Below are 14690 nucleotides of genomic sequence, written 5' to 3' on the forward strand. Positions count from 1 at the left end.
TTACAGCGCCAGGCGGATCAGCGCATAGGCGCTGACCGCGGCCACGGCATAAGACAGACAGGTGACCAGAATGATCGTCAGACGACCGGCAAAGCCATGGACATAGTCTTCGATCATGATCTGCGCACCGGATTTGAAGTGCATCATGCCGACCCAGATGGTCAGCAGTGCAACAAGTGCAGGAAACGGGCGCGCGTAATAGGCGGTGATCTCTTCGTAGGATCCGCCCAGCGCCGAGCCAAAGGTAAAGACGAACAGGGGCACCAGGATCAGCAACCCGATGGAGCTGACCTGCATCGACCAGTGATGTGCTGTACCGGATTTCGCAGCACCCATGCCAACGGCACGCTTGCGATCTGTCAAATAACGCATTGCGATTGCTCCTTCAGATCAGACGATAACAAGGGTGAGGACGGTCAGCACAACCGATCCGATAATGACGAACCAACCCAATTTCTGCGCGGGTTCCAGATCCAACATCTTGCCGTTGTCCCAGATCAGGTGACGCACACCGGCCAGCGTGTGATACCAGAGGCCAAGCACCGACAGGCTCATCACGATGTCGCCGAACCAGCTGGTCATTACAGCATTGGCAGTGCGGAAGTAGTCTTCAGAGGTTGCCGCCGCCAGGAACCACCAGGCGATCAGCAACGCGCTCACGATAAGGGCATTGCCCGTAATCCGCGTCAGGATCGAGGTGATCGAAGTGATCTGCGGGCGATAGACCTGCAAATGTGGCGAAAGCGGGCGGTTGCCCCGATTTACATCGGCCATGTTGGCTCCTTTCCGGTTAGCTGACGACGTTTTAGCGGTTTTTTACGTCCTGTCACGCAAACGAGCGGTAAAAATGCGCAGTTATTTTTAGGAATGCCGCGAAAACAACAATATGTGATCACACGCTTCCGGTAAGTGATCACAAAACAGGATACACGGGAATCCTTACAGAATCACATGGTGTTCGCGAATTTATGGGATCGCCGGGTGAAAGCTGCTCAATCCGGCATTCTGCTGCGCCACTTCGCGTAACAGCTTTTTACGGATTGCTTGCGGATAGTCCTCAAACCCTGCCGCCGTCTGCACAAAGGCACCCGCTCCATGAATGACCTGCTCGAAGAAATAGGCCGTTAGATCAGGCTCGCTCTCCTCAATGGCCAACGCATTCACCGTGATGCCAGCCGCGCTGAGCGCGCCTCGGATGGCGGTTGGCTCCACCCCTTCGTTGGACGGCCCGTCTCCAGAGACATCAATCACGCGTCGGCGGCATCCGGGTACGGTTTGAAACTGCTCAATGGCCAGCTGCAGCGCCTCTCCTATACCGGTTGCATAGTTGCGCCAGGGCCGCGGCGCCGCCGCGATATCAGCCGCCAGTTGGTCCAAGGCTTGGAAGTCCGAAGCGTGCCGCCAGCTGAGCGTCAGCTCCTGACGACCACTGCCCGACCACTGAATCAATGCCACACGCGCCTGCGCACGCACCAAGGCCTCCGCCACGACCCCATCCTGCAATGCTGCGGCCAGACCTTCCATCTGTGTTCGGTATTCTTCGACATCGACGCTACCCGAGACGTCCACTGCAAGCACCAATGCCAGATCACAGGCGCGCGCCGGTATTGGCACCTGGACAACAAGCATGAAAACCAACAGTCGAAAAATCCGCATAAGGCCAGCTTAACTAAAACCGAACCGCTGCCCTATTGTTTTTCTCGTGATTGGTTTTGATCCACAAACAATGTCTCTATCGGTGCCCAGTGGGACAGCGGACGACGGCTAAGACGATCGTAGGCAAACCAATTTCCGCCTCCGGGCGGTTGGTCCCACCGTCGGTCAATTTCCAGCCCCGCCAGCGCACAATAGAGCAGCGTACCAACAGCGCCATGACCACAGATGATTAACGCACGCCTTTCGTGATCTGCCTCTGCGGCGAGCACCTCGCGTAGAATGCGGACCTGTGCCGCTTGCGCTGTCTCCCAACCCCGGACTGATCGCGTAGGGCTGGCAAAAAACGCGTCCGCTTGCCGCTCAAACGCGTCCGGCGGCATAAACCCGGTGCTGCTGCGATCATTCTCATGGGTGTGGGGGCGCTGCTCAAGATCCACACCCAGCGCATCGGCCAGCGGTGTGGCCGTCTCGATCGCTTTGCGCTCTGCACTACAAACCATTGCAACAGGACAAGTCGACAACAGACCCGCAACACGTTTCGCCAACCAATCAACGCGTTCCGCCCCCAATGGGGACAACTGCCACTCAGTCACCTGAACCTGCGAGTCCACGATAACCTGAGGATGGGTGATATAGATCGCCGTCTGTGGCGTCAGTTGCATGGCGCGACCTCTCTGCCCCTGCGTTAGAGCGGCATGAGCGCCCAATAATCGAGATCCAGCAAGACCTCTGAGCGATATTTTCCATCCTCGCCCTTCAGCTGGAAGGGCGCCCCACCGCTGGTCGCCACCAGCCGCAACCGGATAGCGCCAACACCGGGCGCACTGGTCTCAGCCTTGTCCAACACTTCGGACCAGGCACGGATCGTCATGCCGGCCGTACATGGGTTAGCATGCGCGCCGCCATTCAGCCCGACAATCATCTGTGCATTGGCAAGACCATTAAACGACAAAGCCCGCGCCATAGAGATCACATGACCACCATAGATCAGCCGCGATCCATCTGGGCGCGCAGTGGTATCAAAATGGACCTTCGCCGTGTTCTGCCACAGCCGGGTTGCGAGCATATGCTCGGCCTCTTCGACCGTGACCCCGTCGATGTGGTCGATCTGCTCCCCCACCTCGTAATCACCCCAGCGATGCGCCTCCCCCGCCAGAGCAAAATCATAACCGGAGAAATCCAGCCCTTTGGGAATGACCAGATCCTCAGCCGGCATCACCCTAGTGAGTTCGGGAATACAGGTTTCGGGCGCGGGCAACTCCAGATTGCCTTTGCGCACCATAACCCAGCGCACATAGTCCAACACGCAGTCATCACGCTGGTTCAGGCCGCGTGTGCGGACATAAACTACCCCGGATTTGCCGTTGGAATTCTGTTTGACCCCGATCACTTCACTCTCAGCGCGCAGGGTATCACCAGCGTAGACCGGCAGATGCCAGCGTCCTTCGGCATAGCCAAGGTTTGCCACCGCATTCAACGAGACATCCGGAACGGTCTTTCCAAAGACCATGTGGAACGCCGCCAGATCCTCAAGCGGCGCTCCCAATAGACCACATCCACGCGCAAATTCATCCGAGGAGTAGAGCGCATGCCGCGCCGGGTAGAGCGCGTGATACAATGCACGCTCCCCGCCCGAGACGGTGCGCGGTACCGCATGATGCAGCACATCGCCAACAGCATAATCCTCAAAGAAGCGGCCCGGAGTGGTCTTGGCCATTAGTGTTCTCCCAGTTTGGTGTCAGGGGTGTAGGTGCCGGGCACCTCTTTCACCACGGATTGGCCGCAGCGCATGATCCCCTTCACGGGGTCGAAAGTTTGGGTCGGACTGCCGTAGAGCTCCCACCCTTTGTTCAGCGCGTCAGTCACCTTGTGGCAGAAGGCTGACGTGTCGTCCTCAGACAGAAATCGATAAAGTTTCATCAGTGATCACCCCGGAAAAGGCGAGGGGCCGACAAGCCCGTGGACATAGCCGATCACACCGAGAAGCACGATCGACGCAACGAAGAACATGCCGTCCTTGGCAAGACGGCCCTTTGGGTTTGCTGTCCAGACTGGCTCAGCACGGTTGATCACAATCATTTCTGCCAGCGCCCAGATCAGCATGCTCCCAAAGAGCACAAAGGACGCAGGATCCCAGTTAACCAGCAGATGTGCGACCGCCCACATCGCAACACCCAGCAACATCGGGTGGCGGAGTTTGTAAAACAGTGCGCCTTTGCTGGGGCCAGGGCTGGTGAAATAAAGTGCCAGCAGCATCAATGTGTTATTGATATGCGTAAAGAACGGCGGCGGCAGGGCCAGATCGAAGGACTCGGCACTGCGGTACCCGATAACCATCAGAACCACACTCGCCAACAGAATAAGCGCAATCAGCCCCTTGCCACGATCACCAAGAGCAGCGCGTGCATCAGGCGCCAAACGTTTGAAAAAATGGGCGCCCCACCAAATCAGGATGCCTAGAAGCAACAATGCCATGTCAGTCTCCCAAAGAATTATGACTGACCCAACGCCTAGGCTGAAACCGCTGCGATTGCATCCGCTTTTGCAAGAATTTCACGGGCGGTCGCCACGTGCAAATTCTCGACAATCTTGCCATCGACCACGGCCACACCCTGCCCCTCGGCCTCCGCGGCATCAAAGGCAGCGATCTGACGTCGTGCGAGGTCAATCTCGTCCTCGGAGGGAGCGAAGGCGGAATTTGCCACATCCACCTGCGCCGGGTGGATCAATGTCTTGCCATCAAACCCCATGTCGCGGCCCTGATCGCACTCGGCTTCCAACCCTTCGGCATCCTTGAAGGCGTTGTAGACCCCGTCGACAATTATGATGCCTTTCGCCTTGGCCGCCAGCAGGCACTGGCCCAGCCCCGCCATCAGCGGCAACCGGTCCGGGCGGAAGCGGGTCTGCAACTCTTTCGCAAGATCATTCGTCCCCATGACCATGCCTTGCAATAGCGGATGCGCGGCGATGGCCGCGGCATTCAACATGCCGCGCGGTGTTTCCATCATCGCCCACAACGGCTTATCCCCCGTGATCACTGCCAGGGCATCCAGATCTTCTGGAGAGGATACTTTGGGCAGCAAAATCGCATCGCAGTCCATCCTGGCCGCCGCCGCAGCATCAGCGCGCCCCCACACGGTATCCAACCCATTGATCCGAACGATCTTCATCCGCGCGCCATAGCCACCTGCGCGCAGCGCCTCTTCCAACGTCTGGCGGGCGTTCACTTTCTCTTCAGCTGAGACCGCATCCTCCAAGTCAAAGATGATTGCATCAACCGGGAGGCTGCGCGCCTTTTCCAGAGCACGCAGCTTGGATCCAGGGATATAGAGGACGGACCTATAAGGACGTATGCGCGGATCCATGAGTGACCTCCCGAGTCATTTTGTTGCGCAAACGGCTACATAATTGAAAGTAAGCTTTCAAGTGAAATGATGCCGCACCGCAGAATACGCAACGTCGACGCAGTAGATGAAAAATGCCCAAACCAACACAGAATACTGATAAATAACGTAATTATTGAGGTTACCCTCCAAGAACGGGCCGTTAAGAGGATATCAGCATCTTTTTGCCACTCTGTTTGCACCGGATGAGGATCGAACCAAAACGGCATCACACATCCGGGAGCGGGCACAGCAGCCCGTGCAGACGATGACGCGATACCGGTACGGCGCACAACCTGTCCGGGTCTGATCTCATGACCCGAAGGGCTAGCCCGCCGCCGGATCTTCCGGAAAGGGTAAAACCCATGTTGAAGAAGACGTTTGAAATTGCAGTCCTCAATAGCGCCGCTTTGGCAATACTCACACTGATGGCACTGCCCGCTGTCGCACAGACCAGCAACAACTGCGCACCCCGCGATCAGGTTGTAAAGCGCCTTGCCGAACGCTACGGCGAAAGTCGTCAGAGCATCGGCATCGGCCAGCGCGGAGTGGTGATGGAAACATTCGCCTCGGCGGATACAGGCAGTTGGACCATCACGATTACCACCCCCGGCGGCGTTACCTGCCTTGTGGCCTCTGGACAATCATTTGAATTCCTGGCGGAGGCCTTACCAGTGGTCGACAGTGACGCCTGAGCAGGCGTCGTTGCAAAGTAAGCCACCGAGGTGAGGCGCCCCGCCTGATCAGCGGGCGGAGGGGAAGCGTGGAGACGGGCCCTCTGCCAGCGGCGCAAGCCGCGTCCTCGTGATCCGCTCAAGCGTCAATGGGGCTTATATGGGGCTTATTCAGTGCATATCCGAGGTTCAACAGTGGGCTGAAACATGCAGAAACTCAGCAACACCGCGCCCCTCGCGGGCCTCCCCCTCAGGTCAGCCCGTCCCAAATCAGCTTTGTCCCGGTGGTAACCAGCAGCACATAGGTCAGGCCAAAAAACACAGGCTCAGATACGCGGTGATGCAAACGGACCCCGATCCAGGCCCCCAGCAGGGCGAAGGGCGCCAGCATCAGATCCAGCGTCAACGACGCAGGCGTCACCATCCCAAGCATCGCATAGGGAACAAACTTTGCGGCATTCAGAATACCGAACACTAATACGGTTGAAGCCTGGTACTCAGTTTTGCTCATACTGCGGCCAAGCAAATAAACAGCTGCTGGCGGCCCACCAGCGTGGCTCACGAAACTTGTGAACCCGGCAACCACACCAGCCACAACTCCTGTGACATCCGCCTTTTCGCGTGGCTTGACCAGTCGCACCCGGAGCCGCCCGGACAGCTGCCAGGCAACAAACGCGACCGAGATCGCACCAATCAATACCCGCATCGCGTCGGCATCAACGGATTTGTAAAACGCTGCCCCCAGTGCCACGCCTGGTAAACCGCCGAGGATCAGTAACAGAGACTCCCGCAGCCGCCAGCGTCCCCAATAGGGCCGCAGCGAGACCGCATCGATCAACATCAGCAATGGCAACATAAAGGCAAGCGCCACTCCGGGTTCCACAATCAGAGCGAGAATCGAAGATGACGCAAAAGCTGCGCCCGATCCGAAACCGGCCTTGGAAACACCGGCAAATGTAATTGCCAAAACCGCTATCAGAAAAAACATCACTGTGATCTCAGGCATCTGAGAAATCCCTCTAAGTGCCTTATATGTCGGTTTTTTAAACGCATCTGTCTGATTTGAACAGTCTGCGGCACATCGGCCTTCCCGGCGCAGGGATCTTGCGCCACGCCACGGAACGGCTTAGTCCTCCCCGCAATCACAACCGGACCGGAGATAAATTCCAATGGCTCGACCCAAAATCGCCCTGATTGGCGCAGGTCAGATCGGTGGCACACTTGCCCACCTCGCAGCACTGAAAGAACTCGGCGACGTCGTCCTGTTCGACATTGCCGAAGGCACCCCCGAAGGCAAGGCGCTCGACATCGCCGAATCCGGTCCTTCCGAAGGCTTCGACGCCAAGCTGAAGGGCACCCAATCCTATGAGGACATCGCTGGCGCAGACGTCTGCATCGTGACGGCTGGTGTGCCGCGCAAGCCTGGTATGAGCCGCGATGACCTGCTGGGCATCAACCTCAAGGTCATGAAATCCGTAGGTGAAGGCATCCGTGATCACGCGCCAGATGCGTTTGTGATCTGCATCACCAACCCTCTGGATGCGATGGTCTGGGCTCTGCGCGAATTCTCCGGCCTGCCCCACGAGAAAGTCTGCGGCATGGCCGGTGTGCTGGACAGCGCCCGCTTCCGCCACTTCCTGGCAGAAGAATTCAACGTCTCCATGAAAGACGTCACCGCATTTGTTCTGGGTGGCCACGGTGACACCATGGTGCCGCTGACACGCTACTCGACCGTTGCTGGTATCCCGCTGCCTGATCTGGTCAAGATGGGCTGGACCAGCCAGGAGAAACTGGATGCAATTGTTCAGCGCACCCGCGATGGTGGCGCAGAGATCGTCGGTCTGCTGAAAACCGGCTCCGCCTTCTACGCACCAGCAACCTCCGCCATCGAGATGGCCGAAGCCTACCTCAAGGATCAGAAACGCGTCCTGCCCTGCGCGGCCTATGTTGACGGCGCTCTCGGCCTCAAAGGCATGTATGTCGGCGTGCCGACAGTGATCGGCGCTGGCGGCATCGAACGTGTCATCGACATCAAGATGACCTCGGACGAGCAAACCATGTTCGACAACTCTGTCAACGCGGTCAAAGGCCTGGTCGAAGCGTGCAAAGGTATCGATGGTTCGCTGGCCTAAGGTCCAACCAGAACATCGTGAATTCATTGGAAGGCCCGCCCAATTGGCGGGCCTTTTTCTTTGCCTTCCCGTAAGTGGGCGTCCTGAGCGCCGCTTCGTACCCGCTCACGCGCAGCCAAGGCCCGCCACAATGAAATCCGCACGAGCCGCAACGTCGGTCTTCGGCAATACGACGATATCATATCCCAGCATCAGATAACCCGCCCGCAGCCGTGTGTATTCGTCAATCGCCTGCGCGTAGCTGTGCCGTCGCTCCGTATTCTGCCGATAGATTTCCGGCCAGGGTGGCGTGAGAAAGACCACGTCATGATAGCGCTCGGAAGGATCAAGAGTGGTCGCAACCGAGGCCCCGCACGCGTGTTCCAGTGCAAGGGCCGCGTCCACCAACCCACGATCAAAGAACACCCACCCCTCTACGGTTGCAACCTGTTGCCGGTCGGTGCGCGCCAGTTCCATTGCGCGCCGGGCGAAGATCTCCATATTTACCCAAGGAAGGGCAGCCCCCACGCCGTCCATCTCTTGTGCGACGATCCGGCGCCCTGGCTCCGGCACCGTCGCAAACCCCCGCCGCGACAGCTCTGCCAGCAGCGTTGATTTCCCCCCGCCGGAACATCCGGACAGGATCACATGCCGTGTCTTGATGTCCGCAGTCATATTGGTACTCCAACCCTCCATGGCAATTGGCACCCCCCTATTTTCAACCCCATCATGCGGCCCCGGACCAAGCTGCAACACTGCAGCCCAATCAGTTACGTCTTAACGTGATGAATGCCGCATCAGTCTAACGTAGGGTCGGAGTTGATCAAAACCGCTCCTATCGAATCAACCACGTTCACCTCTTGTAAATTTGTGATCACACGTCGGAAAGCCGTGATCACAAAATCGATAAATCTTCGGGATTTTTTTACCAGCCGTAAGAAAACCCTTTAAACATTGGCGCTATGACGGCGTATTAGATCAAGATAATTGCAGCCAGACGGGACAGTTTCAGATGAACATCCACGAATATCAGGCCAAGGCCCTCCTCCGCAGCTACGGCGCGCCGGTTTCGGACGGGCGTGTGGTGCTCAAGGCAGAAGATGCCAAAACCGCAGCAGGTGAGCTGGACGGCCCGCTCTGGGTGGTCAAAGCTCAGATCCACGCTGGGGGTCGCGGCAAAGGCTCCTTCAAGGAAGCCGACGCAGGCGAAAAAGGCGGCGTGCGCCTGACCAAATCGGTCGAAGAAGCCGCTGACGAAGCCAAGAAAATGCTGGGCCGCACGCTTGTGACCCACCAGACCGGCCCGGCCGGCAAACAGGTGAACCGCATTTACATCGAGGCCGGCTCCGGCATTCAGACCGAACTCTACCTCGCGCTGCTGGTGGACCGCCAGACCTCGCGCATTTCTTTTGTCTGCTCCACCGAGGGCGGCATGGACATCGAGGAAGTGGCAGAAGCCACCCCCGAGAAAATCCTGTCCTTCTCCGTTGATCCGGCAACTGGCTACCAGCCGTTCCACGGCCGCCGCATCGCCTTCTCTCTGGGTCTTGAGGGCCAGCAGATCAAGCAATGCGTCAAACTGATGGGCCAGCTTTACAAGGCATTTGTCGAAAAAGACATGGAAATGCTGGAGATCAACCCGCTGATCGTCTCCGACAGCGGCGATCTGAAGGTGCTGGACGCCAAGGTCGGCTTTGACGGCAACGCGGTTTATCGCCACGCCGATATCTCCGAACTGCGCGACACCACCGAGGAAGACCCCAAGGAGCTGGAAGCGTCCAAATATGACCTGAACTACATCGCTCTGGACGGTGAGATCGGCTGCATGGTGAACGGTGCGGGTCTGGCGATGGCCACCATGGACATCATCAAGCTCTACGGTGCTGAGCCTGCGAACTTCCTCGATGTTGGCGGCGGCGCCACCAAGGAGAAAGTGACCGAGGCGTTCAAGATCATCACCTCTGACCCGAACGTCAAAGGCATCCTGGTCAACATCTTCGGCGGTATCATGCGCTGCGACGTCATCGCCGAGGGCGTGGTCGCCGCGGTGAAGGAAGTCGGCCTGAAGGTACCGCTGGTTGTTCGCCTCGAAGGCACCAACGTGGAAGCCGGCAAAGACATCATCAACACCTCCGGTCTTGATGTCATCGCAGCCGACAACCTGTCCGACGGCGCCGAGAAAATCGTGAAGGCGGTTAAGGGTTAATCCGTATGCGATCCTCCCTCGCTTGCCTTGTAATGCTGATGTTGGCCGCTTGCCAGACGACAACGTCTGGATCATCAACGGCTTCGGCTCCAAGCAACGTTGTTGCAACAAAGCCGGGTGCACGTCCCCTGGACGCGATGGCATCAACGTCTTTGTTTCGTTCGATTTGCGTGGCTACCTACCCCAACCTGCCAAAAGCCAAGCAAGTTCTGGCAGAGCTGGGGTTTGCGCAAAATCCTACGACGGGAACGTATTATGACGGAAAGCGTGACGTTTCTTTCAAACTTGGAAGTGGTCAGAGCGGGAAAAGTTGTTCGATGGTCTTCTCATCGAAGGAAGAGCCATCAGAGCTGGCAATTGCCTTCTCGGTAGCAAGTACTGTTGGCGACAAGAACGGCAGTGCGAATGTACTTGTTCACCCACAAGGCAAGTTCGCTGAGACCAAATCAGTGGGCGGCAGCTCCATGCGTTTCCAGCATCGAGGGCGGATCAACAACAAATCGTATTTTAACGCGTCTCTCGTAGGCGTGAAATAGACAAGGAGACTCCACCAATGGCAGTCCTTATCGACGAAAACACCAAGGTCATCTGTCAGGGCTTCACCGGCTCGCAGGGCACCTTTCACTCTGAACAGGCCATCGCTTATGGCACCAAGATGGTCGGCGGCGTGACACCGGGCAAAGGTGGCCAGACCCACCTGAACCTACCGGTGTTCAACTCCGTACACGAAGCCAAGCACGTGACCGAGGCGAATGCCTCTGTGATCTATGTGCCGCCCCCCTTTGCGGCGGACTCCATCCTTGAGGCCATTGATGCCGAGATGGAGCTGATTGTCTGCATCACCGAGGGCATCCCGGTTCTGGACATGATGAAGGTGAAGCGCGCGCTGGAAGACAGCAAATCGCGCCTGATCGGCCCGAACTGCCCCGGCGTGATCACGCCTGATGCCTGCAAAATCGGCATCATGCCCGGCCACATCCACAAGCGTGGCTCGGTCGGCGTTGTATCTCGTTCAGGTACCCTGACCTATGAGGCGGTGAAGCAGACCGCTGATATCGGTCTGGGCCAGTCCACCGCTGTGGGCATTGGCGGCGACCCGATCAAGGGCACCGAGCACATCGACGTTCTGGACATGTTCCTGAATGATGATGAGACCCAGTCGATCATCATGATCGGTGAAATCGGTGGCTCCGCTGAAGAAGAAGCGGCAGAATTCATCGCCGAGCAGAAGAAAAAAGGCCGCTGGAAGCCCATCGCAGGCTTTATCGCAGGCCGCACAGCCCCTCCGGGCCGCCGCATGGGTCACGCTGGTGCAATCGTTGCCGGTGGCAAAGGTGGTGCCGAGGACAAAATCGAGGCGATGAAATCCGCTGGTATTGTTGTCGCCGATAGCCCTGCCACACTGGGCGAGGCCGTGCTAAAGGCCATCGGCAAATAATGCCGCATGTCGCCGCATATGGCGCAGATTATTTGAACCGGGGCAGATCATCCGCATCTGCCCCGGTTTCGGGCACTCCGCAAGGATGCCCGCCCTCCCAACTGTTGGATCCTTTTGCCGATAGGATTGTTACCTCCAGAGGCCGATCTTATCTGCTGCAGGATTCCAGAGACGTTTTACTCTTCCGAAACGCCTTCTGATCAGGCTGCCCCTCATGACCCCAGGTCGCACTAGAACCGGTCCCAACCCGCAAGAGGTACTTACATGACCGACCAGAGCCCTAACGAACTCTTCCATGCCTCCTCCTTCATGCAGGGGCACAATGCTGAGTATCTTGAGCAGCTCTATGCCCAATACGCCAACGACCCCAACGCGGTGGATGCCGCCTGGGCTGAGTTCTTTCGGCAGATGGGTGACGCAGAACTTGATGTGAAGGCGGAGGCCGCTGGCCCCTCCTGGGCGCGCGCTGACTGGCCGCCTGCCCCCAATGATGATCTGACAGGCGCGCTGACCGGCGAGTGGCCTGCCCCGGCAGAGGCCAAGGGTGCCGGCAAGAAGATCAAGGAACAGGCTGCCGCCAAGGGCGTCGAAGTAACCGATGACCAAGTGCAGCGCGCTGTTCTGGATTCGATCCGGGCCCTGATGCTGATCCGGGCCTACCGGATCCGCGGCCATCTGGCAGCTAATCTCGATCCGCTCGGTATGCGCGAGGAGGCCCAGCATCCCGAACTGGATCCGCGCACCTATGGTTTCACCGAAGCTGACATGGACCGCCCGATCTTCATCGACAACGTGCTGGGGCTTCAGGTCGCCTCGATGCGCCAGATCGTCAGCATTGTGAAGCGGACCTACTGCGGCACCTTCGCGCTGCAATACATGCACATCTCCGATCCCGAACAGGCCAGCTGGCTGAAGGAGCGGATCGAGGGTTATGACAAGGAAATCACCTTCACCCGCGAAGGTCGCAAGGCGATCCTCAACAAAATGGTTGAAGCAGAGGGCTTCGAAAAATTCCTGCACGTCAAATACATGGGCACCAAACGCTTTGGTCTTGATGGTGGCGAAAGCCTGATTCCAGCGATGGAGCAGATCATCAAACGCGGCGGCGCGCTGGGGATCCGCGATATCGTCATCGGCATGCCGCACCGGGGCCGTCTCTCGGTGCTCGCCAATGTGATGCAGAAACCCTACAAGGCGATCTTCAATGAATTTCAGGGCGGCAGCTTTAAGCCCGAGGATGTTGATGGCTCGGGCGATGTGAAATATCACCTCGGCGCCTCTTCTGACCGCGAATTTGACGGCAACTCCGTTCACCTGTCATTGACCGCGAACCCCTCGCACCTTGAGGCCGTAAACCCGGTTGTTCTGGGCAAGGTTCGCGCAAAGCAGGACCAGCTCAAGGACAGCGAACGCACCAAGGTGCTGCCGATTCTGCTGCACGGTGATGCGGCCTTTGCGGGTCAGGGTGTTGTAGCCGAGTGCTTTGCTCTCTCGGGCCTGCGCGGTCACAAGGCCGGCGGCACGATGCATATCGTGGTCAACAACCAGATCGGTTTCACCACGGCACCGCATTTCTCACGCTCTTCGCCCTACCCCACCGACAACGCGCTGGTGGTCGAGGCGCCGATATTCCACGTCAACGGTGACGATCCGGAAGCTGTGGTTCACGCCGCCAGGGTCGCCACGGAATTCCGCCAGAAATTCCACAAGGATGTCGTTCTCGATATCTTCTGCTACCGCCGGTTTGGCCATAACGAGGGCGACGAGCCCATGTTCACCAACCCGCTGATGTACAAGAAGATCAAGGGTCACAAGACAACGCTGTCGCTTTATACTGAGCGTCTGGTCAAGGATGGCCTGATTCCCGAGGGGGAGATTGAGGATATGAAAGCCTCATTCCAGGCCCGCCTGAATGAGGAATTCGAAGCCGGCAAGAACTTCAAGCCGAACAAGGCAGACTGGCTGGATGGCCGCTGGTCGCACCTCGACAAGAAGGATACCGATTACCAGCGCGGCCAGACCTCTGTATCGCCAGAAACCTTCAAGGAGGTCGGCACCGCTCTCAGCCGAGTGCCCGAGGGTTTCCCCGTCCACAAGACCATTGGTCGTTTCCTGGACGCGCGCGCCAAGATGGTCGATAGCGGCGAAGGAATCGACTGGGCAACTGGTGAGGCGCTGGCCTTTGGCTCTCTTCTGACCGAAGGCTATCCGGTGCGCCTGTCCGGGCAGGATGCCACGCGCGGCACCTTCTCTCAGCGCCATTCAGGTATCGTCAACCAGAACACCGAGGAGCGTTACTATCCGCTGAACAATATCCGCAGCGGCCAGTCTCATTATGAGGTGATCGACTCGGCACTGTCCGAATACGCAGTTCTCGGCTTTGAATACGGCTACTCGCTGGCGGAACCGAACGCGCTGACCCTGTGGGAAGCCCAGTTCGGCGACTTCGCCAACGGCGCCCAGATCATGTTCGACCAGTTCATCTCCTCGGGTGAATCGAAATGGCTGCGGATGTCGGGCCTCGTCTGCCTGCTGCCGCACGGTTTTGAGGGCCAGGGGCCGGAGCACTCCTCCGCCCGTCTGGAGCGCTTCCTGCAAATGTGCGGTCAGGACAATTGGATTGTCGCCAACTGCACCACACCGGCGAACTACTTCCACATCCTGCGCCGCCAGCTGCACCGCACCTTCCGCAAGCCGCTCATCATGATGACGCCAAAGTCGCTGCTGCGACACAAATTGGCAGTCAGCAAGGCCGAAGAATTCACCACCGGTTCCAGCTTCCACCGCGTTCTCTGGGATGATGCCCAGCACGGCAATTCCGACACCAAACTGGTCGCCGATGACAAGATCAAACGCGTCGTCCTCTGCTCGGGCAAGGTCTACTACGACCTCCTGGAAGAACGCGACGCCCGTGGTCTCGACGATGTGTACCTGATGCGGATCGAACAATATTACCCGTTCCCTGCCATCTCGCTCGTGAAGGAGCTTGAGCGCTTCAAAGGTGCTGAGGTGGTGTGGTGTCAGGAGGAGCCCAAAAATCAGGGCGCCTGGAGCTTCATCGAACCGAATATCGAATGGGTGCTGACGCGCATCGGCGCCAAGCACAGTCGGCCGACCTATGTCGGTCGCGCCACCTCGGCTTCGCCCGCAACGGGCCTGGCCAGCGAACACAAAGCCCAACAAGCTGCGCTCGTGAACGAAGCGCTGAGCATCGAAGGATAA

16 protein-coding genes are annotated in these 14690 nt (G+C 58.2%); 6 read left to right on the forward strand and 10 right to left on the reverse strand.

Annotation, left to right across the window (positions count from 1 at the left end):
- From sdhD to INHI_RS0114355, 8 genes are all read right to left on the reverse strand, one after another.
- Window positions 1-372, reverse strand: coding sequence for a succinate dehydrogenase, hydrophobic membrane anchor protein (gene sdhD, locus INHI_RS0114320; RefSeq protein ID WP_014873477.1), 372 nt, complete (start codon window positions 370-372; stop codon window positions 1-3).
- Between the two features lie 18 nt (window positions 373-390).
- Complete coding sequence (gene sdhC / locus INHI_RS0114325) at window positions 391-774, reverse strand: succinate dehydrogenase, cytochrome b556 subunit (protein WP_014873476.1); 384 nt, start codon at window positions 772-774, stop codon at window positions 391-393.
- Between the two features lie 192 nt (window positions 775-966).
- Window positions 967-1656: a DUF1194 domain-containing protein gene (locus tag INHI_RS0114330; protein WP_027248084.1), complete on the reverse strand. Its 690-nt coding sequence runs from the start codon at window positions 1654-1656 to the stop codon at window positions 967-969.
- A 32-nt stretch (window positions 1657-1688) separates the two neighbouring features.
- On the reverse strand, window positions 1689-2318 hold the full coding sequence (locus tag INHI_RS0114335) for a histidine phosphatase family protein (RefSeq protein ID WP_014879059.1): 630 nt from the start codon (window positions 2316-2318) through the stop codon (window positions 1689-1691).
- A gap of 23 nt (window positions 2319-2341) precedes the next feature.
- Window positions 2342-3373, reverse strand: coding sequence for a MaoC family dehydratase (locus tag INHI_RS0114340; RefSeq protein ID WP_014879058.1), 1032 nt, complete (start codon window positions 3371-3373; stop codon window positions 2342-2344).
- Entirely contained in the window at window positions 3373-3576 is a 204-nt protein-coding gene (locus INHI_RS0114345) for a DUF1737 domain-containing protein (protein ID WP_014873472.1), read from the reverse strand. The genes INHI_RS0114340 and INHI_RS0114345 overlap by 1 nt, the downstream gene beginning before the upstream one ends.
- A 6-nt stretch (window positions 3577-3582) precedes the next feature.
- On the reverse strand, window positions 3583-4131 hold the full coding sequence (locus tag INHI_RS0114350; RefSeq protein ID WP_027248085.1) for an NnrU family protein: 549 nt from the start codon (window positions 4129-4131) through the stop codon (window positions 3583-3585).
- Window positions 4132-4166: 35 nt separating this feature from the next.
- The gene (locus tag INHI_RS0114355; RefSeq protein ID WP_014879056.1) at window positions 4167-5021 is read right to left on the reverse strand and encodes an HpcH/HpaI aldolase/citrate lyase family protein; all 855 of its coding nucleotides are present in this window, start codon (window positions 5019-5021) and stop codon (window positions 4167-4169) included.
- A 383-nt stretch (window positions 5022-5404) separates the two neighbouring features.
- On the opposite strand from INHI_RS0114355, the gene INHI_RS0114360 reads away from it, so the two are divergent.
- Entirely contained in the window at window positions 5405-5734 is a 330-nt protein-coding gene (locus INHI_RS0114360) for a hypothetical protein (protein ID WP_027248086.1), read from the forward strand.
- Between the two features lie 229 nt (window positions 5735-5963).
- On the opposite strand, the gene INHI_RS0114365 is transcribed toward INHI_RS0114360, so the two are convergent.
- A complete protein-coding gene (locus INHI_RS0114365) occupies window positions 5964-6719 on the reverse strand; it encodes a sulfite exporter TauE/SafE family protein (protein WP_027248087.1) in 756 nt (251 codons plus the stop codon).
- A gap of 163 nt (window positions 6720-6882) precedes the next feature.
- Here INHI_RS0114365 and mdh point away from each other — a divergent pair, with 163 nt between their 5' ends.
- Entirely contained in the window at window positions 6883-7845 is a 963-nt protein-coding gene (mdh, locus tag INHI_RS0114370; RefSeq protein ID WP_014873467.1) for a malate dehydrogenase, read from the forward strand.
- Between the two features lie 105 nt (window positions 7846-7950).
- Here the strand turns inward: mdh and INHI_RS0114375 are convergent, their stop codons facing one another.
- A complete protein-coding gene (locus INHI_RS0114375; protein ID WP_027248088.1) occupies window positions 7951-8499 on the reverse strand; it encodes an AAA family ATPase in 549 nt (182 codons plus the stop codon).
- A gap of 337 nt (window positions 8500-8836) precedes the next feature.
- Between INHI_RS0114375 and sucC the strand changes: the two genes are divergently transcribed.
- The 4 genes from sucC to INHI_RS0114395 all read left to right on the forward strand — a co-directional run bounded on the left by sucC (window position 8837) and on the right by INHI_RS0114395 (window position 14690).
- Complete coding sequence (gene sucC, locus INHI_RS0114380) at window positions 8837-10030, forward strand: ADP-forming succinate--CoA ligase subunit beta (protein WP_027248089.1); 1194 nt, start codon at window positions 8837-8839, stop codon at window positions 10028-10030.
- Window positions 10031-10035: 5 nt separating this feature from the next.
- Entirely contained in the window at window positions 10036-10566 is a 531-nt protein-coding gene (locus INHI_RS21125; RefSeq protein ID WP_123585444.1) for a hypothetical protein, read from the forward strand.
- A gap of 17 nt (window positions 10567-10583) precedes the next feature.
- The gene (gene sucD / locus INHI_RS0114390) at window positions 10584-11468 is read left to right on the forward strand and encodes a succinate--CoA ligase subunit alpha (protein ID WP_014873464.1); all 885 of its coding nucleotides are present in this window, start codon (window positions 10584-10586) and stop codon (window positions 11466-11468) included.
- Between the two features lie 264 nt (window positions 11469-11732).
- Entirely contained in the window at window positions 11733-14690 is a 2958-nt protein-coding gene (locus INHI_RS0114395; protein ID WP_014879050.1) for a 2-oxoglutarate dehydrogenase E1 component, read from the forward strand.

The sequence above is a fragment of the Phaeobacter inhibens DSM 16374 genome, from assembly GCF_000473105.1.
GTDB classification, from domain to species: Bacteria; Pseudomonadota; Alphaproteobacteria; order Rhodobacterales; family Rhodobacteraceae; genus Phaeobacter; species Phaeobacter inhibens.